Below are 25,837 nucleotides of genomic sequence, written 5' to 3'. Positions count from 1 at the left end.
TGGCAAAATTGAGGCAAAAATACAAAATTATACGGAACATCTCACGTGAAGATTTGTATTCCGAACGCAATTAACTAGGTTTGAATATGAAGAAAGCCGAGATTCGAAAAATAGAGTTGGCGCAGCGCACAGAACTAACGGAAAAAGAATTCCGTGAGCGCTCCCAGCGTGTCATCGAATTCTTGACCCCTTTCTTAACACCCGGCAAAACCATCGCCAGCTTCAAAGCCATCCCCCATCGGAATGAAATTAGTTTAGATTCACTTAATGGCGACTTTGCTTTCCCGCGCGTTATTTCAGCTACAGCTGGCACAATGGAAATGGCGTTTTCGAAAACGTTTGCTAACTCGGACTGGGGTATTCCGGAACCTGTGGGCGGTTCCGTGGTAAAATCAACCGATTTCGATATTATATTAATCCCCTTACTAGCATTCGACAAAAACGGGCAACGCGTAGGATATGGCAAAGGCTTTTATGATCGTTACCTAGCAGTATGTAGACCCGATTGCCTGAAAATAGGCATCAGCCTTTTCGATCCAGTTGACTTGATCGAAGAGGTCGAAAGCCATGATATACCCTTGGACATCGCCATTTGCCCGTCAAAATTGTACGATTTTCGGTAATTTTCCTTTCGATTCCCCATTTTAAGCCCTAATTTTGTGGGCTAAAATCCCAACTTTGCTTTGAAAATCAGGAGCTTACTTTTCTTTTTACTATTGGCCTCTGGCAGCGCTATGGCGCAGGAAAAGAAATTGCTTCCGATTGAAGAAGTACAAGGGGTTTGGACTAGGAGATTTATGTATGACAGGCAGTTAGTTGACCATCCTTTGGCCTTACAAATACCTTTAATGGAGGCCAGAGACCCAGAAGTCAACGTCGAATTCTTGAAATTCAAACGTCAACGTAAACTTTCAGGCTGGTTAGCCGGTTTCTCCACTGTGTTCGCTTTTTCTACCTATTTGAGTAAAGGAAGCATATCAGAGGGCTTTTACTGGTCAGCGGTGGGAGGCGTAGCGTTAGCAAACGTCTACATCGGAGCCGTAAGTAACAGACACTTCAACAAAGCGTTAAAACGATATAATGAATTAAGTAAGGCTCAAATGGGCCTAAAATTAAGCTCTTCGGGGCAAACAGGAGTATCAGTAGGAATCACATATCCATTATAAAATAAATAGAATGAAAGTTGCAGTTGTAGGCGCCACTGGACTAGTAGGCGGAGAAATTTTAAAAGTATTAGCGGAAAGAAATTTTCCTGTTACGGAGTTAATCCCGGTAGCATCCGAGCGTTCGATCGGTAAAAAGGTGAATTTTAAGGGCCAAGACTTCACGGTAGTAGGTTACGAAACAGCGATTTCGATGAAACCAAACGTGGCTATTTTCTCTGCAGGTGGAAGCAGTTCATTAGAGATGGCTCCCAAATTTGCGGCGGCCGGCATCACCGTAGTGGACAACTCTTCCGCATGGCGTATGGACCCTACTAAGAAATTAGTCGTTCCAGAAATCAATGCGAGCACTTTGACTCCAGCAGATAAAATTATTGCAAACCCGAATTGCTCGACCATCCAAATGGTAGTCGTGTTAAATCCCTTGCACAAAAAATACAAAATCAAGCGTGTAGTCGTTTCTACTTATCAATCCGTAACAGGTACTGGCAAAGCAGCGGTCGATCAATTGTTCGATGAGCGCGCTGGAAAGACAGATTACGCGAAAGTGTATCCACATAAAATTGATTTAAACGTTCTTCCTCACATCGATGTTTTCCAAGATAATGGATACACGAAAGAGGAGATGAAGATGATTTTAGAGACGAACAAAATCATGATGGACGACTCCATCAAGGTGACTGCCACAACGGTTCGTATCCCTACGATCGGTGGACACTCAGAAGCAGTAAACATCGAATTCGAAAACGATTTCGATTTAGCTGAAGTTCGTGCGATCTTAGAAAAAGAAGAAGGAATCATTGTTCAAGACGACCCGAAAAACTTATTGTATCCGATGCCAATCACGGCACATGGCAAAGATGAGGTTTTTGTAGGACGTATTCGCCGCGATGAATCTCAAAAGAACTCTTTGAACCTTTGGATCGTGGCTGATAACTTGCGTAAAGGAGCGGCTACGAATGCGGTTCAAATCGCAGAATACTTAGCGGCACACCATTTGATCTAATGACTAGACTCAGCGTCAATATTAATAAAATTGCCACCTTGCGTAACTCGCGAGGTGGTAATAACCCGGATCTGATCCAGGTGGCGTTGGATTGCGAACGTTTTGGCGCTCAGGGCATCACAGTGCACCCGCGTCCAGATGAACGCCACATTCGCTACGCGGATGTGTACGCCTTGAAAGAAGCGGTGACGACAGAGTTTAATATCGAGGGCAATCCGATGGAAGCCTCTTTTGTGGAATTGGTTTTAGCTGTTAAACCGGAGCAAGTGACCTTAGTGCCTGATGCTTTAGGCCAAATCACCTCCAACCACGGCTGGGACACCATTCAACACCAAGAGTTATTGAAACGCTTGATTGCTCCCTTTAAAGAAGCCGGCATCCGCACCTCCATTTTCGTGGACCCTGTCTTAGAAATGGTCGAGGCCGCTGCCACAACAGGTACGGATCGCATTGAATTATACACGGAACCGTATGCGAATGATTTTCCTACCAATCCGACGCAAGCTGTTGCTTCTTACCGAAAAGCAGCCTTTAGGGCCCATCAGTTAGGATTAGGCATTAATGCCGGACATGATTTAAGCCTAGAGAATTTAGCCTTTTTCCAGGCAAACGTCAATCCTTTGGACGAGGTATCCATCGGACACGCGCTCATATGTGACGCCTTGTATTACGGCTTAGAGAACACCATTCAACTCTACCGCAGACAATTGAAATAAAAAAAGGGCTTCGTTACATAACGAAGCCCTTTTTTATGAATGGAGAATAAATTACTCTACATCTCCAGTTAATACTACAGCACCACCAGCTACAGACAATTTGATGGTTTTTACTTTTCCAGCTGCTCGGCCAAAAGTAATTTCCGCCTCATAACCTTGCAAAGTAGCAGCAAACGTGTCTGGCGTAGATGCCGGCGTCAACTCTGCTCCTTCGGATGGGTTAGCATCAGATGAGATTAATAATTTACCGTCTTTAGAAACGACAATCATTTTCTTCACATATTCGTTATCAGCCATTTTATAAGAAGCTGCATATTCAGACGCACCACCCGCGGCAGCACCTGCCTTTACGCCTTCAAGTGTTTGACCTTGAGCTTCAATTTTTAATTTAGTTACCGCACCACCTACACGTGTAAAAGTGATATCGCCACCCATTCCACCTAATACAAATGCATCAGGCTTAGAACCAGCCGTTAATTCTGTATCAGGAAAACCTTCTGCAGACATAATTAACTTACCTTCTTTGTCCGCTAATTTCAAGACTTTCACGTAAGGGTTATCGCTCATTGTGTATTCACCTGCATAATCAGCGGCTTTTTGAGCATTGGAAACGAAGGCCAAACAAGTCAGGGCCAAAGCTGACACAATAGAACGTAGATTTTTCATTTTTTCTTTAAAGTTTAGGAGACCAAAATTAAGGATTATAATGAGGTTCCAAATTTTGTCACTGAAATTTATTGAAAATCTTTTAAAATTTTGGATGTAAAAAAGATTTCTATAATTTGCAACCACAAATTAAGCAATTCGCCCATTTAGACCCTACTGCATGAGATAAACCTCTACGTTAACCATTTTACTTTTTTATGAGCAAAATTCCCGTTAACGATGCAGCGTTAATTTCCGCGTACATCCAAGGTGATTCTAAAGCGTTTGAGACTCTTCTTAATCGCAGTAAATCGAAAGTTTACACGACTATTTATTTAATTGTAAAGGACCGTTACATAGCGGAAGATCTTTTACAAGAAACCTATATTAAAGCTTTGGACGTTATCAACCAAGGCAAGTATAATGAAGAAGGTAAATTCCTTCCTTGGATCGTACGCATCGCACACAATATGGCGATCGATCACTTCCGTAAAGAGAAGCGTTATCCCAAAATTGTGTTAGACGATGGCTCACCTCTTTGGAACAGTTTTCAATTTGCAGAAGAAAGTTCTGAGGATAAACAATTAAAAGAAGATTTGATCGTTAATATTCGGGACTTGATAAAAAATCTACCAAATGAGCAACGAGAAGTACTTGTCATGCGTCATTACGAAGATTTAAGCTTCCAAGAAATTGCCGATTTAACCCATGTTAGTATTAATACAGCCCTTGGGCGTATGCGGTATGCGCTCATTAATCTACGTAAAATGTTAGAGAAACAAAACCTTGCCTATGACAAAAAACTCTACCCCGAATGACCTGATTAAAAACCTTTATGAGCCTGAAATAGGGTTCCAGCAAACATTAAATGAAGAGGAGAAACAAGAGCTTTCTCGTTTAAAACAGGTCCAAAACTTGCTGAATTCGGCTTATATGGAGCCCTCCGAAAGGAGTATTGAGAAAATTCTCGCACATGCTCGCAAGAGTAAAAAGCCCCTAGCGCACTAGGGGCTTTTTTATTCAGAAAATCTAGCTAATTTTAACAAAAATATGGTAAAGAAAGAGCGATTTCAGGCATTTGTAGCACATTTTTCAACGCGATTTCCCGAGGCGGAAACCGAATTGCATTATACAAATCCCTTTGAATTATTGGTGGCGGTGGTATTATCTGCGCAGTGCACAGACAAACGCATTAATCAAGTCACTCCTGCCCTATTCAAGCGTTTTCCAGACGCAAAATCCCTAGCAGATTCCAGCCTGGAAGAAATTTTCTCCTATATTCGCTCCGTTTCTTATCCCAATAATAAGGCAAAACACCTCCTAGGTTTAGGCCAAAAAATCACCGACCAATTCGCCGGCGAAGTACCTGAAACAATGGAAGATTTGCAAAGTTTACCCGGCGTAGGTCGTAAAACAGCCAATGTGATAGCCTCTGTCATCTATAATCAACCCGCAATGGCAGTAGACACGCATGTTTTTCGCGTATCACAGCGACTTGGATTGGTCCCTAAAACGGCAAATACCCCCCTAAAAGTAGAAATGGCGTTGATTAAAAACCTGCCAGATGAAGTCATTGCCACAGCACATCATTGGTTGATTTTGCACGGACGTTACATTTGTTTGGCAAGAACTCCTCAATGTGCAAAATGTGAAATCACGCATTTCTGCGCTTTTTACAAGAAAAACCACAAAGAATGAGGGCTGTTGAGATAGTAGCCATCCTCGCTTCTTTGGCTGGCGTTTTCCTGAGCATGAAAAAGCATAGCCTAGCTTGGGCGGGCAACATCCTTGCATCAGGGCTTTACGGCTATGTCTTTTGGCAAAACAAGCTCTACTCTGACATGGAATTACAGGGCTTCTTTATCCTCATGGCAGTGTATGGCTGGTGGACTTGGTCTAGATCTGAGCTAGATTGGGTACCTGAAAAATCAAGCCGTCGCGTCTTATTTATAGGTTTAGCCGTAGCCTTGCTTTTCGGTGCAGGATCAGGTTTTTTACATTTGACCTATTTTCCGGAAGTGAGCTTCCCCTTTCTCGATGCGGCACTCACCGGTTTAAGCATTTATGGAACTTGGCTCGCGACTCAGCGTAAAATTGAAAACTGGATTGTTTGGATCGGAGTGGATATAGCCTACGTAGGAATGTACCTAAATAAGGGTCTATGGGGAACGGCGGCGCTCTATGCCCTCTTTATCGCTTTGGCACTAAAAGGTTACATCGACTGGCTTAAACCCCTGAAAAACAGGACTTAAAAAATTTGTCGCAGATTTTACACGTTTCGTTACCTTATTAAGCTAAGCCTTTTTATATTTGTGTAAAGGTAAAAGACTACAATTTAGATAGATTTATGGCAAACGAAGAAAAACAACGATACTCTGCCGAAGAATTAAAAGAGTTTGAAGCAATTATCCGTGTTAAATTAGAAGATACAAACGCTGAATTAAAATATTTAAGAGAGGCGCTAAATAGAAAAAACGACACAGGCACTGACGCAACATCTGGGAACTCGAAAGTGATGGAAGATGGCGCTGATACGGCGGAGAAAGAAAACCTGAACCAATTAGCTGTTCGCCAGCAAAAGTTCGCTAAGAACCTGGAAAATGCATTAATGCGCATTAAGAATGGAACTTATGGTGTTTGTATTGATTCAGGAAAGTTAATTTCCAAAGAACGTTTACGTTTAGTACCACACACGCAACACTCGATTGAAGCGAAGTTAAAGCAAAAATAAACCATGGGGTTTTTCGAAAATAACCGCCTAGTAGAATTAATAACGGATTATCTCAAAACGCAATTTGAGATAATCAAGTTAGATATTCAGGAAAAACTAGAAGAAATCTTTATCCGGATTTTCAAGCTTTTCCTCGTGGCGACAGGTTTCGGAATTACCTTGTTTTTCCTACTTTTAGGAGGATCAGAATGGATTAACGAGGCTCTAGAAAGCCGTTTTGTCGGTTATTTTATTGTGGCCCTGATCGTCGGATTAGCCAGCCTATTTCTTTTCTTATCCCTAAAGCCTACAAAAAATGAGTCAGAATAAAGAAAAGAGAGCTGAATTAGAAAGCCAAGCGGCTGAAATTCAAGAGCAATTAACCGAGACCGTTACTGAATACAAAAAGGTAGGCAACCAGCTGTTAATCGCTGGAGGTATTGTGGCTGGCGGCTATTTGCTTTATTCCATGTTCTCTGGCCCGAAGAAGAAAGGCTCTTTCGTGGGCGATGCGATTAAATCTTACGCCCTAGCCCTAGCACTTTCCTACGCTAAAGACTTATTACTAGATTATCTAGCCTCTTTAGAAGAGGAAACTGAAGCTGCGGTAGTAGAATCGACTGAGAAAACCCAATAGTCCACCCACTGGATACCGACCACTGGCTACTGTCCACTTCGGACTATCGACTCCGGACTGCGGACTAGTTCTCCATCAAATATGCCTTAATAAACTCATTAATCTCCCCGTCTAACACCGCATCGGTATTTGATGTTTGGTAATTCGTTCGGTGATCTTTCACGCGACGATCATCTAATACATAAGAACGTATCTGCGAACCCCACTCGATTTTCTTCTTACCTGCTTCCACTTCGGCGCGTGCGGCATTACGTTTATCGATTTCGATTTGGTATAATTTGGACTTCAATAGGCGTAACGCCACTTCTTTGTTCATTAATTGCGAGCGTTCTTGCTGGCAAGCGATGATGATTCCAGAAGGTTTGTGGGTTAAACGAACAGCGGTTTCGACTTTGTTGACGTTTTGGCCACCAGCACCACCGGAACGGAAAGTATCCCAATCGATATCCGCTGGATTAATCTCAATTTCGATCGTGTCATCAGCCAAAGGACAGATATAGACAGATGCAAACGACGTGTGACGACGCGCGTTCGAGTCGAAAGGAGAAATACGCACCAAACGATGTACTCCATTTTCAGATTTTAAATTACCGTAGGCAAATTCACCATCTACTTCGATAGTGACGGACTTGATTCCCGCTACGTCCCCCGGATTTTCATCCACTAAACGCACCTTGAAGCCGTTCTTTTCTGCCCACATGTGGTACATGCGCAATAACATGGCGGCCCAGTCTTGGGATTCGGTTCCACCAGCACCCGCATTGATTTCTAACACGGCGCTCATATTATCGCCCTCGTCAGACATCATTTTGCGGAATTCCAACGCCTCTAAGTTTGCCTCCAGCTTTTCGCCTTCCGCATCCACTTCCGCCTCGGATGCTTCACCCATTTCGTAAAATTCCCAGATGGTTTCTAAATCACCTTGTGCGTTCGCGAGTTTATCGAATCCATCCGTCCAAAACTTTAGCCCACGCATCTCGCGCATCGTGCCTTCCGCTTTGTCAGGATTGTTCCAAAATTCGGGATCCAAGGTGACCGTCTCTAGTTCAGAGATTAAATATTTCTTGTGATCGTAGTCAAAGATACCTCCTTAAAGCCTCTATTCTGGCTTTCAGGTCATTGAACCTGTCTCTAGTCATGTGTTTTTCTACTTAATAAAGTGCAAATATACCCGATTTTGTGCTAAATTGCGGCCTCATTCATTTAAATCAAGCAATAAAATGGCGCAACAATACGATTTGATCGTGGTAGGCTCAGGCCCAGGGGGTTATGTAGCAGCTATCCGAGCTTCTCAATTAGGTTTAAAATGTGCAATTGTAGAGAAAGAATCCTTAGGTGGTATTTGCCTAAACTGGGGATGTATTCCTACCAAAGCCCTTTTGAAATCTGCCCAAGTTTTCGAATACATCAAGCACGCGGCTGATTACGGAATTACCGTAAAAGGCGCCGAAGCTGATTTCTCTGCGGTTATTTCCCGTTCTCGTGGCGTGGCGGATAGCATGAGCAAAGGCGTTCAGTTTTTGATGAAGAAAAACAAGATTGACGTGATTATGGGTTTTGGAAAAATCCAACCTGGTAAGAAAGTCGAAGTAACAGACGCAGACGGGAAGAAAACCGTTTACGAAGGAAAAAATATTATGATCGCGACGGGTGCGCGTGCTCGTGCTTTGCCTAATGTACCTATCGATGGCGAAAAGGTGATCGAATACCGCAAGGCGATGAGCTTAGAAAAACGTCCAGATTCGATGGTCGTGATCGGTTCAGGCGCGATCGGAGTTGAATTTGCGTACGTTTATGCGGCGATGGGAACGAAAGTAACGATCGTAGAATTCATGCCAAACATCGTTCCCGTTGAGGATGAAGATGTTTCCAAAGAATTAGCGAAGCAATACAAGAAAATGGGTATCGACATCTTGACTTCATCTAGCGTGGAGTCAGTGGATACGAAAGGAAAAGGTTGCAAAGTGAGTATCAAAACTCCGACAGGTAACCAAGAAATCCAATGTGATATCGTTCTTTCTGCGGCGGGTGTAATCTGTAACTTAGAAAACATCGGTTTAGAGGAAGTAGGTATTATCGTAGACAAAGGTCGTATTCCAGTAAACGCTTGGTACGAAACGAATATTCCAGGTTATTTCGCGATTGGCGATGTGACTCCGGGACCGGCTTTGGCACACGTTGCCTCGGCTGAAGCGATTATTTGTGCAGAAAAAATGGCGGGTCACAAGACAGAGGCTTTGGACTACACAAACATCCCAGGTTGTACGTATTGCAACCCTGAAATTTCTTCAGTCGGTATGACAGAGAAGAAAGCCAAAGAAGCAGGTTACGATATCAAAGTGGGTAAATTCCCATTCGTAGCGTCTGGAAAAGCAACGGCTGCCGGCGCTCGTGATGGTTTCGTGAAAGTAATTTATGATGCCAAATATGGTGAATTATTAGGCGCGCACATGATCGGTTACAACGTAACGGAATTGATCGCTGAGGCGGTGGTGGTTCGCAAGTTAGAAAGCACGGCTTACGAAATCATGAAAACGGTTCACCCGCATCCGACGATGTCAGAAGCCTTCAAAGGCGCGACAGAAGCGGCGTATGGAGAAGCAGTAGATTTGTAATCAACAGCATTATATAAATAGAAAGAGGAGCTCAAAAGGCTCCTCTTTTTTTTAGTTCAATTTCACCTGAACGCTTTTATAAGCGATCCTACTGTTAGGATCGTGTGCCTGAATGGCGATGGTTCCGGGTTGGATTCTTTTCTTGTCTGCTGGCTCATCATATTCCACTACGGTTCTACCATTGATCTTCGTGGTGATGTGTTTCCCATCCACCTTTACGTATAGTTCAAACCATTCTTCGTCGTGCACTAATTTTTCCGCGGTATCGATAATGCCATAGAGGCTCGCGGTTCTGCGCCAATCTGTGTGGGAATTATTCACTTGAATTTCGTGGCCTTGGGATGGCCAGTCATTGGATTGAAATGCCGTGCAAACATACAAGCCAGAGTTCGCGCCAGGATACGTTTTTACGAGGGCTTTTACTTCGAAGTTTTGGAAAGTATGGTTTCCGACAGGTCCCTCATAGAAAAGGTGCCCTCGGGGTCCTGCGATACGTAGTTCACCGTCCTTTACTTGGAATGAGCTTGGATTTTCGCTGGCTTTCCAGCCAGTTAAGTCGCTGCCGTTTAAAAGTTCGACCCATTGGGCGTGGGCGGAGAAGTTTAGGACCAGGAGAAGTAGGAAAAGATTTTTCATGATAGGTTTATATTTATCGAGGTAAATATGAACTTAAAAGTTTAAAAATGAAAATGCAAGCTTATCAATTACTTGAAACCACAAATGGCTTATGCTCCTGTAAGTACTCCTCCCATTCCTCTCGCGAACCGCGAAATACATTTAGGTCCACATCATGGGTGATGGCCGATAAATCTGCATTAATATTAAACTGCCAAAAAGTGCAACCCATCATCGCCGGTCGCCAAGCATTGGTAGAACTAAGCCACAGGGTGTGGTCATCGAAATCATCGCTAATAAAGTCCGAGTAACCGATTCCATTCGTATAAATGATAGGCATTATCCCCGTCCGCTTTTTGACTTCATTCACAAATGCCTGTAAACGCGTGATGACTTTCTCCCGAGGAGTATCTGGATTATTGTCGTATTCTACGTCCACAATTAGTGGAAGCTGAAATTCCTTTCCACTCAGGTGGTGTAAGAAATGACGTGCCTGTTCTTTCCCATCTATATCGAATCTAAAAAAGTGGTAGGCGCCTACCGCCATCTCCTTTTCGCGAAAGGCGGAATAATGCTTTGCAAAGGTTTTATCAGTCACTGAAACCCCTTCTGTCACTTTTAAGAATACAAAATCAAGCGAATCTATTTCATCATATCGAATACGCCCGTTGTGGTGGGATAAATCGATCCCTCTCACTTCATATCCTTTGCTAAGTGACCAAGGGTCTCGCGATTTTTTAGCCTGTAAAGCATACCAAACTAAAGCGCCCATACCGGCCAAAAAGAGAACAAACAATAAAAAAATCATTTTAGGCTTCATTTAAATACTAGTTCAATTGTCCGCGGAAAGAGAAAAGATATTACTTCGCATTTCCTGTCAAAATGATTTGTTTCTTCTGGTTATCTATGGTGATTTTACCGTAGCGACTCATGGCACTTTGCCCAAAAAGCATTCCTGCCGTGCGATTTTTTGTGACCGACGCTCGAACATTTTTCAACACTAATCCACCTATTTCTACTTGTTTTAACATGATGGTGCGTGAAACTTCTGTCTCCCCGTTCGCTAAAGAATACCTTTCTACCCCTATATAATCTTGCTCACTCAGAAATCCGTTTTTGATCATAAAGTCCACCTCTGTTTGTGAAATAGAAATATCACTTGCGCCCGTATCGAACAACATACTTAAAGGCAAACCATTAATTTTACTCTGCACTTCATAGGTGCCTCCACCGGATGGCTTGAAAGGGATTATATAGGTTCCTACGATCGTACTTGCTGATTTTTCACCCGCATTGACGACAGGTTTAGACTCTGAAAATTTCACTTTCCAGCGCGTAATTAACGATTTGAATTCGGGAAGATTCCGCACATTATCTAGATCATCGTCTTTCGCTAGGTGTTCGAAGTCGCGGTAGCCTTTTGTAAAGGCGGTGTCCAAATAAGCGATCGATGTTGCAGGCTGCTTCATTAAGGAATAAAGACAGGCTGCATCGTAATAATTTCCCTCTTCCGGAAATTGCTGAAGGGTTTTAGTCATCCAAGCTTTGGCCTGATTAAACTGACCTAATTCGTAATATCCATAATGTCGTGTATTGCCACTAGATCCGATAATTGTATCCAGTTCCACCACTTTTCTAAAATCCGCATTCGCGCGCAAAGTATCTTTGTACTGCTTAGTGTAAAGACGACCTCTGTGTAAATAGGGGTAAGCGTCATTTCGATCTAATTCAATCGCGGAGGTATAATCCGCCAATCCTCCATCCGGGTCTTTTAAAAATTCGTCTTTCACCCAACCCCGTCGGTAATAAAACCAGGCCCCCTCCGGGTAGAGTTCAATCGCCCGATTAAAGTCTGCGATGGCTGCTGTATAATTCCCCGTTAACCGGTAGGCATCTCCCCTAACCCCAAAAAGAAAGGCGGAACTAGAATCCATTGCAATCGCTTCCGTGTAGTCCGCAATGGCTAGTGAATGCAATCCCATTTCGCCATATAACTCTGCGCGTTCGGTGAAATAAAAATTACGGTAATCATCCGAAATCATATCGAAAATCTTCGCAAAATCAGTTAAGGCATTTTTATAGTCTTTTTTATAGCGGTGTAACTGTGAGCGAACATACAGCCAAACCTCTTTTTGAGGAAACTCCTTAATTAGGTTTGAAATTTTGGCCAGTCCCAGGGTGAAATTTTTCTTCGAGAAAGTAATGTAATTATTTCTCATTCGCGTGCTTTTGTCTTCTAGCGTTAAGGCGGCATAGGAGTCCAAAATCGCTAAATCATATTTACCTATTTGGTAGTACGCATACGATCGATTGTCAAAAGCAGACGCGGAGGTGGGATCTAATTTGATGATTCGATCCGCTTCTTTAATAACCTCCTCGTATTTATCTTGAGATAAGTAAATACTCGATCTTAAATCCCGGGCCCTGATATTTCCCTCGTCCAGATCTAAAATTTTATGTATGTCTGCCAGCGCTAGATCGTATTTCTTTAATCCACCATAATCATATGCCCGCCCGTAATAGATGGGAATGGAGGTGGGGTTTAAGGCAAGGGCTTTGGCATAACTAGCTTCAAATTTCTCTACATCCTCTAAGTGATAATAGATATCCCCTTTTAATTGCCAGGCGAATGCGACGAGGGTATCAGCGGGATTCAGATTCGCGATGGCTAGGTTCACCTGCGTGAGGCCTTGCGCGTAGGTCTCATTTTCCACGTTGATGAGGGCGATGTAATAATAGGCTTTCCCCTCTTTCGGGTTCTGCGCGATTTCTTTCTTTAAAAAGGCCAAAGCCTCCTCGTATTTATCCTCCCCATAATAATTGATCCCGGATTGTAGGTTATAGGTTTGAGAGAAGGACGTAAATCCAGTGAGAAGCAAAAGGAATAATAGGGTTTTCATGAGCGGGTTAAGGGGGGTAAAGGGGGTTCAGGGTATCTTGAAAATGGGGAAAAATCTTTATTTTGTGATTTTAAAATATAATAGATCAAATTATCTCGTACATAATAGCATTCATCCTCTCTTGTTAAGGCGTGGTATTCATCCCACGAAATGGTCATATATTTTTGTAATAAGTGCGCATAATGTTCGCCATACAGCGTGGAGAACTGAAAGATTTTATCTAGGTCTTCCTTATTCACATGAATACCTATGTGACTGATTCGGTAAACCGTTTTACTATGGCAATCACAATCGGTATTAAAATGCAAATAATAGGCTATTTCCTTATTTAATGCTTCATAAGCCCTCAGCCAATTGATCACATGACGCTCATCATTCATATCGAATTTACTGTAGTCGTCCAAGGCAAAGTAGGCATCCCAGCCTTTTTTTTCAACAAAGAGATAAGCAGTAAAAACGGCATCGAATAGGAAGTAGAATCGGTCAAATCCCTCGTATAGTTTCAAACACTTTTCTACTTCTTCAAAGAGTTCGGTGTATTGATCTACCACCTCTTTTAATTCCACTAGCCGGTAATTCAACACCTCCCCTGTCAAAATGGCAGCATAAGCTGCATCACAGCGATGCAATAGATCGGTATATGCTGGAGTGCGCACAAAATCAGGCGCAGCATCTAAGCCCGGCATCCATTCGAACGGGTCGATGGTACGATCGAAGTCTTGATCTATCATTTCCAAAAAAAGAAAAGTGTTATCAAAATGAGTACCAACGCGACGATAGCTATAAGACAACCACCGGCAGAATTCCCCTCCCCACGAGAAGACTGAGGATACGCTCCAGTATAAAGCTCATCCCTATCTTCTGAATCCAACAACATACTCTGCCTATCCATGAAAAAAGGCTCTTGCATTGGTGGCCTAGAAATGGGAGATTCTTCATTCGCCATTTCATCCCATTCCTCGTTTTCTACTTCGTCCAATTCCGCGCGCCACTCGTTCATTTTCGCTTTCAATTCCGCTTTTGCTTCCGCTATTTTTTCATAGGCAAGAAATGCGTGTCTGAATTCTTTTTCAAAAGCTGCTTCCTGGATTGTATTCTGCGTTTCATAGAATACTTTTAGTAGACTGTCAAACTCTTCTTTGGTAATTAATCGATAAAATTTTGATCGTTCATATAAAGGGGGATTATCCATATCCCCTAACAGATCATAAAACGCCTCTATGTAATCTTTCACCTTCGGGGAAAGTGTATCCCACGCTTTAGCTTGTTCTCTGGGGTTTTCTATCGTGAAATACCCATACATTTCTTGGTATATCATCGTCTAGCCCTATTTTGATTGATACGTCTTTCTATCTCATTTCTGGCATTCACTAAGCAACGGTGTTTTTGAATACGTACGTTCGCTGCCGTTGAAATGCCTAGGCGATCTGCTATTTGTTGCATGCCCAAATTTCGAAAATAGACGAGTTGAAAAATTTCATAACACCGTTCTGCCTGGGTCCGCATTAATTCAATGACTTCAAAGAAAATAGATTCCCGAATCGAATGTTCCTCCTCCTCTATTTCGACATCCACCACCAAGTCTAATTCGAATTCAGAGCTGATCGAAGTATTAATGGGTTGACGTCTATGCTGTTTAAGTAGGATGTTCCGGCAAATGGCATTTAAAAAGACTTGCAAGGAACAAGTCAGCGTAAAGCTAGGGGTTTCCATTCGATCCAATAAGACCAAACAGGCTTCTTGAAATACGTCTTCTTTATCAAATCCTGCCCTAAAATGGCTGTTCATAAACCGCATGGATTTGGCATGGCATCGCTTGTAAATTAATCGCCAAGCGCTTTCCCGATCCAAGTGGAAAAGCGCTAAAATTTCATTGTCAGTTTCGGGTAATCTATCGGGCATTCAAGAAGTATTAGAATCGAAATTAGATTTTTTTTAATCAAGAAAAAATTTTGTGTAACGTTTTAAACTTATTGGTATTAACGTATAAAACAGCTAATTATTTAATCCCATTCTTATGAAAAAGGCAACTACTTTTTACCACATTATTTTAGACCAAAGCGGATCTATGTCAGATTGTATTAATCAAACACTTAACGGTTTGGCGAATCAACGCAAAGAAATTTTAGCGATTGCAAATGAGTTTCCGGATCGAGAAATTCGAGTAGGTTTGACGGTTTTTGATCATTTGGTCGAACTAAAATACCGCAATTTATCTGTGACAGAATTATCACAGATGAACAGTTTTGAGTACCAACCGAATGGACTTACTGCTTTGTTAGATGCTATTGGAATGAGTGTGTCAGATACTGAACGCTTGATGGTGAATGAGGATGATGCAGCGGTGATGGTCATTTTAACAGATGGACATGAGAATGCGTCTAAGGAATATTCACATGAGCAAATTAAGAACTTGATTCAGGCCAAAGAAGCAACAGGCAACTGGTCTTTCACCTATTTAGGCGCAACCCTAGACGCGGTAGAGATTGCGAAGAGTATGAACTTCAAAGCGGAGAATAGTTTTGCGTTCGAGAAGAAGAATATGGATAAGGAGGCTTTCGGACGATCGACGATGGCGTTGAAGAATATTATGATGAAGTTTTAAGAGGTTGACAGCCTTTTTGCCTATTTTAGTTCGAAATAATTCTCACTTGAATGGCAATAGGGTATAAATTACAAATTGGGATTTGCATATTACTTGGATCAATTTGTCTCTCTTGTCATACTATTCAATCAAAGGCAGACCAGGAAAAGGCCGAGACAATTATTGTATTTCAGCCTTTTTCTGGTTTCTCTCCCCGTTCTCTAGCGTATCTTGAGAAAAAGCTGCACAAAAATTTCTCTACGATCGTCATTAATACGCCGATTGATTTGCCGCATCAGGCATTAAATAGTAGTCATAAAAGGTATAGGGCGGATTCGCTCATTCGTTTTTTACACAAAAAAGGGCGTCCAAACGAAATCGTAATTGGCTTAACAAAAAATGACATTAGCATGACTAAAAAAGGAATTAGTGATGATTATGGCGTTTTTGGCTATGGATATTGCCCCGGAAATGCCTGTGTCGTTTCAACGTTTAGAATAAAAGGATCCAATAAATTAGAAAAGCTATATAAACTGACGATACATGAAATAGGGCATAACTTAGGCCTACCGCATTGCGCAGAAAAAACCTGCTTCATGCGAGATGCAAAAGGAAAGGATCATTTCAATGAGTTGACCGATTTTTGTCAAAAATGTCGTAAAAAATTGCCTCAGTAATGACAAAAAATACCCCTACCAAACGAATGATAGAGGTATTTGTACATAACATTTCTATTCGCACTACTTACTTTCTTTCAACACCATGTCAATCGTGATGGCTCCAGAAAGAATTGCGATTTTATTCTCCATGTTAGAGAAATCAGCATTGATATTCACATTGTACTTATCTGCTGAAGTAAAGATCTCCTGCATTGCACCTGCCCATTTCTTAGAAATGGTTCCTATTTGGTTATTAGAAGCATCTGTAATTTTAAAATTCCAAGCTTTCCAATCCCCCGTGATTTCCGCGATTAAGATCTCCGAAGAGTTGAAAATCTTGAAAGTGGGTTTGAACAATTTGAATTTTTGCTTGATCGTTCCAATGACCATTCCTTGTGCGTTTTTAATCACAATTTTAGACAAGAAAAAAGTCCAACCTCTTGAAATGGATGCCTCTACTTGATCATCTGCATTTTTAATCTCTAGCAAAAAAGGGAGCATGGCTTTGTTCAATAGGAGTCTAAGAAGTTTTTGCCCGGTAGTCAGCTTTTGCTTAATCGCTCCTATATTTTCACCCGTTCCGTTAAATATTTTGTACGAGTTTTCGAATTGGAAAAAATTGACCTTTTCGTCAATAAAGTAGTCATTCGAATCAAAGAAATTTGCGCTCATGTTAGTCGTTTTATAGTTTAAGTTTTTCTTGTAGGGTAAGCCAAGTACTTTGGGCCAAAACTGATTTACTTTCTAGCTTTTTGCCTTGAATAGATTCAATAATATACTTCGATCTTTCTTTTGAAGCGGGATGAGTACTTATCCAGGTCAAATAAGACGTAACCTCATTTTCTTTATCGGATAACTTGAAAAGAAAATTAGCAAAGGGTTCCGGATTAATTTTCGCTTTCATCAGGTAATCTACGGCTTTCATGTCCGCCTCTTTTTCTAGACTTCTGTCGAATGCAGTGGAAGAAAGCATTTTTAAGGCTGCTTTAATGGTTTCCGTATTACTATTACCGGTAGTCATAGCAATTAGCACGGAGAGGCCAATTTCACTTACGAGCTTTTTAAATACATGATTCAGCTGAATGTGCGCGATTTCATGTCCGATGACCCCACTCAATTCCTCTTGATTGGCTGAGTTTAAGAGTAAACCCGTATAAATAATCAGGTGACCATTAGGTAAAGCGAATGCATTAATATCCTCCTTTTCAATCACATGGACCTTAATCGTTTTCCTTTCAATTTTGTTTTCCGTGCAAATTTTAGTCACGATACTGTCCACAGCAGATTTAACGAAAGGGCTAGTGTTTTCTTTTTCGGTACTTTGGGTAATATCCCAAAACAACTCCCCTATTTTCTCTTCCGTCGTATCAGTGGCTTGCTGAATTTCAAAAAGGGAAACCCAGTCGATTTGATTCATCGCAAACCAAGAGGCGAAGAATAATGCAATGGTTACTATACCTTGAAATAGCGCCTTTTTCATGATTATGCTTTACAAATTAGGTTCGTTAAACTACCATAAAACCACCAGGAAACGTGTATTCCTTTCCTTGTTTGAATGGCAGTATAAATGGTAGTACCGAATTCGATTAAATTAAAAATCAAGGCAGTTAACATGTAGGCGATGTATTTGCTAGTGATGATTTCTTCGGTGAAAATAATGGAAACAGACCACCAAAATCCGAAACTGTTCATGAAGAATATAGAGAACTGCGATAGTAAGGCTTGTGTACAATGCCAACGGACAAAGTAGGTGCTTTTGCGATTAGCTACGTAGAAAAAAAGGGTAGCAATTAGGTTGATGATGGGTAGTGGTAGGCCTGCAATAATGGCCATTAACGACATTAAATAACTATTCGATGCCTTTTCTACCTCGTGCTCCTCAGGTACATAGGAGAAATTTGAATCGTTTGTCATAGTCCTTTGGTTATATTCCAAATCCAATTAAGGGCAACTAAAATGAGTAAGGGATAGGCGACTTGAGGTTTTCTAATCAGGGCCTCTGCCTTCTGGTATTGATCAAATAGGGTCTTTCTATTTGTCACTAGGTCTATCGTTAACCATAGAGGGGAAATCAATAAAATAGCTGCAATGATATATCCCAAAGGATTTAGCATCAGCGCTTCGAAAAACTCCCCTTTCATCAGAGAAAGAATAGAACGAGTAGTGCCGCAGGAGGGGCAGGGCATAGTGGTTAATTGCTTAATGTAACAGGCTTCAAATGCTCCATTCGAAGCTTGAAGGCTTGTTAAACCGAAATAAATCCAACTATACCCTGCGACACAAGCTATTCCTAAAATAGAGTATAGCTTGTTCCTGCTCTTAATCATTAATACAAATATTGTTGAAGTTTTTGCATATTTTTCTCTCTTGTTGCGCTTTGAATTAAGAACCAATCCACAACCGTCCAAATCCAAAAACCACCACAGGTTAATAACTTTCCGATACCGATTCCTGTATCACCAATCATAAAACGGTCAATTCCTAAAGAACCAGCTAAAATTGAAACGATTAAACTCGTTGTCGGGTCTTTTAATTGAATTGATGAAATCATCGCCCATTTCGAATCATCAATAGCTAAAAGTCTTTCTCTAATTCCATTGATATGGTGGCCTTCGAAAAATTTTGCATTTGACATGATGTACATGTCTACTTTTTGTGCATCCATTTTATTATAATATTGGGTTAAATTATTCTACTCATTTGGCTTTTCGATTCCGCCCTGTTTTTTTCTGGTTTCAAGCTACCATTTAGTCTTCAATCAATAATTATATTTAACTATTCAAAGATTTCGTATACATATATTTATCAAATTAATCATAAATATATTTTTTTCAAATTTTTGTGGGGCAGTATTTATTTAACGGTAGGGAAATGTGAGGGCGGGGGTTTGGTATTACACCTCCATTATTTACTGGATTCACGTAGTATCAAACTACTTAACATTCCTAATCCTGAATTTGATTTTCAAATAATTAACCGGTAAATAATTAAATGAATGACCACTTCTAATAAATTTATAATTTTAAGTTTAAGACTAAAAACAAGGCAAATGAAAATCAATTACAAGTTCTCATTCTTTATTTTACTAGCAATTCTTATCACCATCATCGGATTAATTGCACCAAGTATTGTAGATGATAAACCGGCCCTACTTCCAACTGAAAAAACTAGTTCAAGCGAAAGCAGTTTTGACCTTCATTCGGCTCTTAGAGGAGTAAATAAAGACTCCATTACAACTCAATTCCCTTATAGAGAATATTTGAAATCTGTTAATTTTCAAGATGCAAAAAGCATCCAAAAGGACTTACTTGTTCTAGATTCTTTAGTAGGAGACAAAATGGTAGTTCGAGGACTAATTTCAGTTGCATTAACAGATAGTCTTTATAACCAAAGTTCAACAGAAGCCGGTAATTCAAACTTAGATAGCTTAAATTACAAACTACAATGGGCAGAAAAATTTAAATTTTACGGCGAAGCAGATACTATTAATGAAAATCAACTTTTATTTCAAAGTATATATGATTATTGGTTAAGTAAGATTTCAAAAAACTTAAGCGAGTATTCTGAAAACAATACGAAAGCAAAATACAATTTTCAGTACCGATACTTGACAGCAAAATGCAACGAGAAAAGATATAATGTCTCGATAAAAGTATCCTCATTAGAGAAGGTTATTCAAAACATCCTTGGCAATAATTGGGCTCACCTATTCGAAGCATCATGGAACCAAGCTTCCTTATTGCAAAAAATTATTATCGCTATTTTATTGGTAGCCACTTTAATTTGCTATGTAATCACCTTTAAACATTTCATGTCGTCTAAAAAATGAAATACATTACATTACTGAGTTTTTATTTACTCGCGATAAGCCAAGTTTACTGCCAGTATCCATCTAAACAAGCGGAATTCAGTACCGTTAATATTGGTGGAGAAAATTATTCTGTCATTAAACTATCAAATTTCAATAAGAAATTAAAAGTGAAATATTTTGCCGCTAGGGACCAGAATAATAACTCCGTACACAAAAGATTTGTTGGCTGGCTAGCGAATAAGAATGTCATCAGTTACTCCTCTGGCACCTATATGGATAATAACGATATCAATTTAGCAAAACCGGTTGGCTTGTGTATCGATCAAGGAAGAGTTGTAAATTATGGGCTTCTATTAGACAAATTTGATGGGCTCGTGATAGCTTATCCATCTGGAAGACTTTCTGTACATAGTTTGAAGAGTAAATCGATGCAAATCGACAAAGGGGATGGGAAAATACTAAATTTTAATCTGAGCAATACCCTACAAAGAACTCAATTCATAAGCTGGGCTCAAGAACAGGAAGTAACCGTTTTTCAAACACATTTATTTTGTTACAAAAACCAAATCTCTAGCAACATTAATAATAGTAAAAAAGCAGGCCGACGATTCTTAGCAGCAGGGAAAGACGATTCGGGAGAATACAAGCAATATATTGTGAATCTTTCAAGTGACAATACCTTACAAGAGGCTGCAAGCAAAGCTATCAATTATCTTAAATCATATGAGGAACTTTCAGAAATTGATTTTTTAATCAATTTAGACACTGGAATGCAAGATGTTTTTGGATCCTATACTTCCAAAGGTGACAAGGTTACTAAAAAAGGGTTTCAAGGCAGATTAGATATTTCTAATTCATTGAACCTCATTGTGTATTACGTCGATTAACAATTATTTCAAATGAAAAAGACGTATTCGGTTTACTTCTTTCTTGTATTTTTTTGTCAACATATAGTTGCACAAAACAATATAAAATATGTAACTACAAGCCAATTACAATATTCCAACAAATCAATTTCTGTCATTAAGTTATCAGTAAATGATAGTGCCATTAAGGTAAATTATTTTACGAATAAGTACTTGGGCGAGGAAAGCGCTAGTAAGCAGTTTCGAAATTGGTCAAAAAACAAAAACGTACTTTTTTTCACTTCAGCAAACTATGTAAGTGATCCATTTTCTGAGTATATCAGACCAGTTGGCTTGTGTATTAATAAAGGCCAAGTTTTGAATTATAACTTAAGTCTTGGAAACCTTCATGGCTTAGTTCTAATTACTGAAACAGGTAAAATTTTCGTTCATAACTTAAAAAATGCAGTTTTAAATATTAAGAACTCAAACGGGAAGAACATAGAATTTGATTTAAGTAATTCTATGCAAAGAAATCAATTTTTCGAGTGGGCTATTGCAGAAAAATTAACTGTATTTCAAACTCACTTATTTTTATATAAAAATGAAATATTAACATCCAGAGATTTAACTGATACACGGCCAAGGCGCTTTCTAATATCAGGCACTGACGATTCAAGCAACAAATCCCATTATATGATGTATATACCAACTAGCTCCACTATAAACAGTGCGGTGGATTTGGTAATTGGGTTCTTGCGTGATTATGAAGATCTTAAAAATATTGATTTTATAATTAATTTAGATTCTGGAATACACAATATTTTCGGCCATTTTAAAGCTAAAAATCAATTAGATAATAGAAGCTTATTCAAAGGAACAATCACACTAGAAAGTGCCCCTAATTTACTTGTATATTACGTCGATTAACAATTAACTTTTATATATCATGAAAACAATCATTACGACCTTATTCGTACTTTTCATTTACCAAACTTCTTTTGCACAATATGATGCAAATTTTGTTTCAACAAGTTCAGTTTCACTACAAAATGAACTTTATTCAACTGTCAAGATGTCTCGCAAAGGAGATCACGTGAAAGTAAAATACTTCGCAGCGAAAGAATACAATGGGACAAGTGTATATGAGAGACTAAATTCTTGGAAAAGGGGCAAAAAAATTATTGCCATTTCCAGCGGAACTTATATGACAGATTGCCAAGCTTCTATCGCAAAACCAGTAGGTTTATGCATAGATAATGGAAATGTCGTGAACAACGATTTAAAAGAAAATTTAGATGGATTAGCAATTGTATATGCAACAGGCGGAATGGTTGCATCTAATCTAAAAAATGGGGACTTAACCGTATCAGGAGCAGGTGGCAAAAAAACCCTAGACATTCGAAATGCATTTCAAAAACAAGAATTTATTAAATGGGCACAAGAAAACTCAGCTACGGTGTTTCAAACACACTTATTTTTCTATGGAAACAAATTAACTATTGGGTCAAATAGTTCTCAAGAGAGAAGAGAAAGACGTTTTCTTGCTGTCGGGAAAGATGACTCTGGTGATGTAAAACACTATATGGTAAATCTTTCAGGTGCCAATACCCTATACCAAGCAACTCTTAAAGTTTCGAAATACCTTCAAGAATACGAAGATGTAGAAAATCTAATTTTCTTGATTAATCTAGATACAGGTTGCCAAGATGTATTTGAAACCTATAAATCTACAGGTGCAGTAGATACGAGAAAAGGTTTTTCAGGAAAGGCACCTATTACTCAGGCAACAAATCTTATTGTGTACTACTATGAATAGAATAGCACTGATTTTCACATTGGTATTAGTAACATCATTTGCGAGCCAAGCTCAAAATATGTCACCAATCGCCCATTATAAATTTAATGGCGATGTTAATGATGATTCCCCCAATGGTAATCATGGTAGAATTATTGGATTTCTTGAGCCGGTTGAAGATCGTTTTGGGAATAAAAATGGAGCATTTTACTTTTCAGGAAATGGGAATTCTTTTATCGAGATTCCAAGTTCCCCCACTTTGGAATCCCCAGAAACGCAAATTACCATTGCAGGCTGGTTTAAATTAAAATCACATAGTTATTCAAATTATTGGCTAACGATGATTTGCAAAGGAAATGAGCCAGAAGAAACAAGTTTGAATCCTCAGTATAGATTTCAGGTATCTCAAAACTATAAATCCCAGCTCAGCACCTGTAGCCCAGATATTGCACAAGGGTATAGCGTCGTGTCGCTAAATTCTGAAGCCATTTTCTGCGACACTGAATTCATGTCCCACAAATTTGAGCCAGATACATGGCATTTCTATGCAATCACATTCAATGGAGATGAAGTTATCACGTTTTATGATGGCATTAAAACAGTTCAATTTCCCTTTAATTCTGCGCTAACACCAAATTCTAGCCCCCTATACATAGGAAGAGATAATCCGGGAATTACAGACGATTTTAGAGGAGCTTTAGATGACATTCGAATTTATAATAGAACCTTATCTGAATTAGAAATTTATAACATATATACTGAGACATCTTTAGAGAGTTTTGACAACGGAATCAGAAAGAGAATCAATAATATAGGAAAACAATTCAAGACCTCCGAAGAGTAATAAAAACCTAGTTATTACATCCTAATTTGAGCAACATGAAAAACACAATCAAGTTTTTAATATTTATACCATTTCTATTTTTAACCACGGTGAAAGTGGCAGGAAATGACCTAGATACAACAAAGGTTGACAATGCTCAATTACTTCCTAAAAAAGTAGTTAAAAATGATTCACTTACTACTGCTACTAATAAAATTCTCCTTTCAGAAAATAAAGACTCTGTAAAAATCAAATCAAGCGCCATTGTAAAAAAAGAAACTACAGAGGAAGAAAATGTCAATCAAGAAAATGAAAGTTTTAGTGCTGCATTTCAAAAAATCATCGACAAAAACTACAAAGATGTTATTGAGAATTTGACATTATTAGAAAAGCTAAAAGCCGATTCCAGTAGAATCGCAACAGTTAAAATCGAAATGCAGCAGCTGGATGAGGAAATCAAAAAAGACAGTACTTCTTTAGTCTCCTCGCTTCAAAAATTAGCTTCAGATGATAAAACGACTCAAACATCTGGAAACAAAAATATTTCTACCATCTTCAAAAAGATTTTAGAATATGCTAAAAACGATGCCGGCATAAAGACTAATAGAGAAGATATCGCCAAAAAAGAGCGTTTTATTAATGAACTGGAAAAGATTAAATCAAAGGAAAAAGAAGAAAAAGAAAAAGAGCTTTTGGCTAAACTCATTTCATCAAAAGATACCATCAAAGAATTTCAAATAAGCTGGAATAAAAAACCTTATAAGCTAACCATAAAGGATTTAAGAAAAATCAAGTTTAATCAAGGGAAGAAAAACCTAGATTTTAATTCTAGCGAAGATTATATAGTAATCAACAATGACTTCACTCCAACTCTCCTTAAATCAGGAAGTAAGAAAAATACGATGAAGAATGAGGATATCCTTTATTCAGCAGCTGGTAAAATTTCCGCAGTAAACAGTGTGAATGGTCCAAGTTTAGAGGATAAGTACATCACCTGGTTCGATAAAGCAACCAATTATAGCTTAACCTTAAATACGCCTCAAAATAAATCTTCAAATATTGAGGCACTTATTGAACACTTTGGTGGTAAAGAGTTTATTCTAACTCAATCAAATATACTACCTCACAATTCCAGTAAAAATGATTTATCAGACAATAAATCGTTAAATGAATCAATAAGATCATTAGAAATCAAACTAGAACAAATCGCTAATTTAGAAAAAGATATAAAAGAGAAAACCACCGATTTAAATCAGATCAAAAAGGAAACAGAGAATTTAACATTAAAAAATGCTCAACTTTTAGACAATATATTTGTTGAAATATATGGCGAGAAGAAGCCATTAAGCGTCGAAGAAACAAGCAAAATTGTAAAACTAGCCTCTCTTATAAATAGCAACCAAACAAGAATAGGAACCCAAAAGGCTGAATTTATTGGCTTCTTGAAGACATATAGTTCCAATAAACCTAGTTCAATAAACAAAGCGATTCAAGTTTTAGAGAATCAATTAGGCAATTTCTTGAACTCAAAAGACCAATTACCCTTATTAGTTTCGCTTGAATTTGGTCATTCTAAATTTAGAATTCTACTAGTTGATCCAACAAAAAATGATATCCATTTACATAATAATGGAACAGGAGATTTGGCTCCTCTAGGTGATTCTTGGCAGCACTTTTATAAAGAGAAAAAAATAAAGCCCTATGCTGTTGTTAATGCAGGTATGTATGAGTTAAATGGGGCAGCCAAAGGATTATTAATAGAAAATAAAATCCAAAAACATCCGATCGATTTAATTGATAAAGGTTCAGGTAATTTTTACATGCAACCTAATGGACTATTTTACCAAGACACCAAAGGTCAATTTGGTATTTTAGATACAAAAACATTCAATACAAAATTTGAAACAGGCAAACTGAAAAAGTCCCAGGAATCAAGTAACCTTAATTTTGCCACGCAATCTGGGCCAATGTTGGTTAAGAATAATGTAATTAATTCTCAATTTTTATTTAACTCTACTAATTTAAACATCAGAAATGGAGTAGGAATTTCTAAAAAATGGAAGCGCCCACTTGTTGTTATGGTCATATCTGATACCAAAGTCAATTTTTATGACTTCGCCTTATTATTCAAATCAATATTAGGTTGCGATAATGCCTTATACCTCGACGGAGCCATTTCTAAGATGTACGTTAAGGGAGAGAAAACGAGAGACTTAAGTGGAGAACTGGGACCTAAGCTTTTGGTTACAGAGAAGAAATAAACCTATCCTAGAGATACGAGTTAAAACCATTTTTTATAACCTGGGAAAT

32 protein-coding genes are annotated in these 25,837 nt (G+C 39.1%); 19 read left to right on the top strand and 13 right to left on the bottom strand.

The genetic code is table 11. The annotated features are described in order from the left end of the window. The first annotated feature begins 86 nt into the window (after positions 1–86). Genes SKC37_RS00520 through SKC37_RS00505 form a run of 4 tightly spaced genes read left to right on the top strand, consistent with a single transcriptional unit; the run spans position 87 to position 2,885 of the window. On the top strand, positions 87–623 hold the full coding sequence (locus SKC37_RS00520; RefSeq protein WP_377979590.1) for a 5-formyltetrahydrofolate cyclo-ligase: 537 nt from the start codon (positions 87–89) through the stop codon (positions 621–623). A 60-nt stretch (positions 624–683) separates the two neighbouring features. Further along, positions 684–1,166, top strand: coding sequence for a hypothetical protein (locus SKC37_RS00515; protein ID WP_377979589.1), 483 nt, complete (start codon positions 684–686; stop codon positions 1,164–1,166). A gap of 10 nt (positions 1,167–1,176) precedes the next feature. Next, positions 1,177–2,169, top strand: a complete 993-nt coding sequence (locus SKC37_RS00510; RefSeq protein WP_377979588.1) for an aspartate-semialdehyde dehydrogenase — start codon at positions 1,177–1,179, stop codon at positions 2,167–2,169. Then, positions 2,169–2,885, top strand: coding sequence for a pyridoxine 5'-phosphate synthase (locus tag SKC37_RS00505; protein ID WP_377979587.1), 717 nt, complete (start codon positions 2,169–2,171; stop codon positions 2,883–2,885). The genes SKC37_RS00510 and SKC37_RS00505 overlap by 1 nt, the downstream gene beginning before the upstream one ends. 51 nt (positions 2,886–2,936) lie before the next feature. Here SKC37_RS00505 and SKC37_RS00500 read toward each other — a convergent pair whose 3' ends face one another. After that, positions 2,937–3,551: a hypothetical protein gene (locus SKC37_RS00500; protein ID WP_377979586.1), complete on the bottom strand. Its 615-nt coding sequence runs from the start codon at positions 3,549–3,551 to the stop codon at positions 2,937–2,939. A 197-nt stretch (positions 3,552–3,748) separates the two neighbouring features. Between SKC37_RS00500 and SKC37_RS00495 the strand changes: the two genes are divergently transcribed. The 6 genes from SKC37_RS00495 to SKC37_RS00470 all read left to right on the top strand — a co-directional run bounded on the left by SKC37_RS00495 (position 3,749) and on the right by SKC37_RS00470 (position 6,877). Continuing rightward, the gene (locus SKC37_RS00495) at positions 3,749–4,348 is read left to right on the top strand and encodes an RNA polymerase sigma factor (protein ID WP_377979585.1); all 600 of its coding nucleotides are present in this window, start codon (positions 3,749–3,751) and stop codon (positions 4,346–4,348) included. 232 nt (positions 4,349–4,580) lie between these two features. Continuing rightward, a complete protein-coding gene (gene nth, locus SKC37_RS00490; RefSeq protein WP_377979584.1) occupies positions 4,581–5,228 on the top strand; it encodes an endonuclease III in 648 nt (215 codons plus the stop codon). Beyond that, positions 5,225–5,782 (top strand): nicotinamide riboside transporter PnuC, encoded by a 558-nt coding sequence (gene pnuC, locus SKC37_RS00485; protein ID WP_377979583.1) that lies wholly within the window; start codon positions 5,225–5,227, stop codon positions 5,780–5,782. The genes nth and pnuC overlap by 4 nt, the downstream gene beginning before the upstream one ends. A gap of 95 nt (positions 5,783–5,877) precedes the next feature. Beyond that, positions 5,878–6,261 (top strand): TraR/DksA family transcriptional regulator, encoded by a 384-nt coding sequence (locus tag SKC37_RS00480; RefSeq protein ID WP_377979582.1) that lies wholly within the window; start codon positions 5,878–5,880, stop codon positions 6,259–6,261. A gap of 3 nt (positions 6,262–6,264) precedes the next feature. Continuing rightward, on the top strand, positions 6,265–6,570 hold the full coding sequence (locus SKC37_RS00475) for a hypothetical protein (RefSeq protein WP_377979581.1): 306 nt from the start codon (positions 6,265–6,267) through the stop codon (positions 6,568–6,570). Then, positions 6,557–6,877 carry a hypothetical protein gene (locus SKC37_RS00470; RefSeq protein WP_377979580.1) on the top strand — a complete coding sequence of 107 codons (321 nt, stop codon included), beginning with the start codon at positions 6,557–6,559 and terminating at the stop codon, positions 6,875–6,877. Before SKC37_RS00475 ends, SKC37_RS00470 begins: the two co-directional genes overlap by 14 nt. A 64-nt stretch (positions 6,878–6,941) precedes the next feature. Here the strand turns inward: SKC37_RS00470 and prfB are convergent. Continuing rightward, positions 6,942–8,016 (bottom strand): peptide chain release factor 2 gene (gene prfB / locus SKC37_RS00465; RefSeq protein WP_377979579.1). Its coding sequence is split into 2 segments (ribosomal slippage): positions 6,942–7,964 and positions 7,966–8,016, totalling 1,074 coding nucleotides; the frame shifts between segments, so codons are not numbered across the junction. Positions 8,017–8,097: 81 nt separating this feature from the next. Here prfB and lpdA point away from each other — a divergent pair. After that, entirely contained in the window at positions 8,098–9,492 is a 1,395-nt protein-coding gene (gene lpdA, locus SKC37_RS00460; RefSeq protein ID WP_130923742.1) for a dihydrolipoyl dehydrogenase, read from the top strand. Positions 9,493–9,543: 51 nt separating this feature from the next. On the opposite strand, the gene SKC37_RS00455 is transcribed toward lpdA, so the two are convergent. From SKC37_RS00455 to SKC37_RS00430, 6 genes are all read right to left on the bottom strand, one after another. Further along, on the bottom strand, positions 9,544–10,128 hold the full coding sequence (locus SKC37_RS00455) for a 3-keto-disaccharide hydrolase (RefSeq protein ID WP_377979578.1): 585 nt from the start codon (positions 10,126–10,128) through the stop codon (positions 9,544–9,546). Positions 10,129–10,192: 64 nt separating this feature from the next. Continuing rightward, positions 10,193–10,915 (bottom strand): glycoside hydrolase family 25 protein, encoded by a 723-nt coding sequence (locus SKC37_RS00450; RefSeq protein ID WP_377979577.1) that lies wholly within the window; start codon positions 10,913–10,915, stop codon positions 10,193–10,195. Between the two features lie 52 nt (positions 10,916–10,967). Continuing rightward, positions 10,968–13,007, bottom strand: a complete 2,040-nt coding sequence (locus tag SKC37_RS00445; RefSeq protein WP_377979576.1) for a tetratricopeptide repeat protein — start codon at positions 13,005–13,007, stop codon at positions 10,968–10,970. After that, a complete protein-coding gene (locus tag SKC37_RS00440) occupies positions 13,004–13,738 on the bottom strand; it encodes a hypothetical protein (RefSeq protein WP_377979575.1) in 735 nt (244 codons plus the stop codon). The genes SKC37_RS00445 and SKC37_RS00440 overlap by 4 nt, the downstream gene beginning before the upstream one ends. After that, positions 13,735–14,325: a hypothetical protein gene (locus SKC37_RS00435; RefSeq protein WP_377979574.1), complete on the bottom strand. Its 591-nt coding sequence runs from the start codon at positions 14,323–14,325 to the stop codon at positions 13,735–13,737. The genes SKC37_RS00440 and SKC37_RS00435 overlap by 4 nt, the downstream gene beginning before the upstream one ends. Then, positions 14,322–14,909, bottom strand: a complete 588-nt coding sequence (locus SKC37_RS00430) for an RNA polymerase sigma factor (RefSeq protein WP_377979573.1) — start codon at positions 14,907–14,909, stop codon at positions 14,322–14,324. Before SKC37_RS00430 ends, SKC37_RS00435 begins: the two co-directional genes overlap by 4 nt. Positions 14,910–15,024: 115 nt before the next feature. Here SKC37_RS00430 and SKC37_RS00425 point away from each other — a divergent pair, with 115 nt between their 5' ends. Further along, a complete protein-coding gene (locus SKC37_RS00425; RefSeq protein ID WP_377979572.1) occupies positions 15,025–15,612 on the top strand; it encodes a vWA domain-containing protein in 588 nt (195 codons plus the stop codon). Positions 15,613–15,662: 50 nt separating this feature from the next. Then, a complete protein-coding gene (locus tag SKC37_RS00420; RefSeq protein ID WP_377979571.1) occupies positions 15,663–16,268 on the top strand; it encodes a hypothetical protein in 606 nt (201 codons plus the stop codon). Positions 16,269–16,331: 63 nt separating this feature from the next. On the opposite strand, the gene SKC37_RS00415 is transcribed toward SKC37_RS00420, so the two are convergent. From SKC37_RS00415 to SKC37_RS00395, 5 genes are read right to left on the bottom strand one after another with little or no spacing between them, the layout of a single operon-like run. After that, positions 16,332–16,922, bottom strand: coding sequence for an LURP-one-related/scramblase family protein (locus tag SKC37_RS00415; protein ID WP_377979570.1), 591 nt, complete (start codon positions 16,920–16,922; stop codon positions 16,332–16,334). Positions 16,923–16,932: 10 nt separating this feature from the next. Beyond that, positions 16,933–17,730 carry a M48 family metallopeptidase gene (locus SKC37_RS00410; protein ID WP_377979569.1) on the bottom strand — a complete coding sequence of 266 codons (798 nt, stop codon included), beginning with the start codon at positions 17,728–17,730 and terminating at the stop codon, positions 16,933–16,935. A 2-nt stretch (positions 17,731–17,732) separates the two neighbouring features. After that, positions 17,733–18,164, bottom strand: coding sequence for a magnetosome magnetite crystal formation protein family (locus SKC37_RS00405; RefSeq protein ID WP_377979568.1), 432 nt, complete (start codon positions 18,162–18,164; stop codon positions 17,733–17,735). Continuing rightward, positions 18,161–18,577, bottom strand: coding sequence for a DUF2752 domain-containing protein (locus SKC37_RS00400; RefSeq protein WP_377979567.1), 417 nt, complete (start codon positions 18,575–18,577; stop codon positions 18,161–18,163). The genes SKC37_RS00405 and SKC37_RS00400 overlap by 4 nt, the downstream gene beginning before the upstream one ends. Next, positions 18,577–18,915: a TM2 domain-containing protein gene (locus SKC37_RS00395; RefSeq protein WP_377979566.1), complete on the bottom strand. Its 339-nt coding sequence runs from the start codon at positions 18,913–18,915 to the stop codon at positions 18,577–18,579. The genes SKC37_RS00400 and SKC37_RS00395 overlap by 1 nt, the downstream gene beginning before the upstream one ends. Before the next feature lie 384 nt (positions 18,916–19,299). Between SKC37_RS00395 and SKC37_RS00390 the strand changes: the two genes are divergently transcribed. From SKC37_RS00390 to SKC37_RS00365, 6 genes are read left to right on the top strand one after another with little or no spacing between them, the layout of a single operon-like run. Then, complete coding sequence (locus SKC37_RS00390; RefSeq protein ID WP_377979565.1) at positions 19,300–20,079, top strand: hypothetical protein; 780 nt, start codon at positions 19,300–19,302, stop codon at positions 20,077–20,079. Beyond that, positions 20,076–20,948, top strand: a complete 873-nt coding sequence (locus SKC37_RS00385; protein WP_377979564.1) for a hypothetical protein — start codon at positions 20,076–20,078, stop codon at positions 20,946–20,948. The genes SKC37_RS00390 and SKC37_RS00385 overlap by 4 nt, the downstream gene beginning before the upstream one ends. Positions 20,949–20,960: 12 nt before the next feature. After that, positions 20,961–21,836 (top strand): hypothetical protein, encoded by an 876-nt coding sequence (locus SKC37_RS00380; protein ID WP_377979563.1) that lies wholly within the window; start codon positions 20,961–20,963, stop codon positions 21,834–21,836. A gap of 19 nt (positions 21,837–21,855) precedes the next feature. Beyond that, positions 21,856–22,725 carry a hypothetical protein gene (locus tag SKC37_RS00375; RefSeq protein WP_377979562.1) on the top strand — a complete coding sequence of 290 codons (870 nt, stop codon included), beginning with the start codon at positions 21,856–21,858 and terminating at the stop codon, positions 22,723–22,725. Further along, on the top strand, positions 22,718–23,548 hold the full coding sequence (locus SKC37_RS00370; RefSeq protein ID WP_377979561.1) for a LamG domain-containing protein: 831 nt from the start codon (positions 22,718–22,720) through the stop codon (positions 23,546–23,548). The genes SKC37_RS00375 and SKC37_RS00370 overlap by 8 nt, the downstream gene beginning before the upstream one ends. A 35-nt stretch (positions 23,549–23,583) precedes the next feature. After that, positions 23,584–25,788: a phosphodiester glycosidase family protein gene (locus SKC37_RS00365; protein WP_377979560.1), complete on the top strand. Its 2,205-nt coding sequence runs from the start codon at positions 23,584–23,586 to the stop codon at positions 25,786–25,788. Positions 25,789–25,837 lie beyond the last annotated feature (49 nt).

The sequence above is a fragment of the Aquirufa esocilacus genome (assembly GCF_042715595.1).
Taxonomy (GTDB): domain Bacteria; phylum Bacteroidota; class Bacteroidia; order Cytophagales; family Spirosomataceae; genus Aquirufa; species Aquirufa esocilacus.
This window is presented reverse-complemented; position numbering and strand designations above follow the sequence as displayed.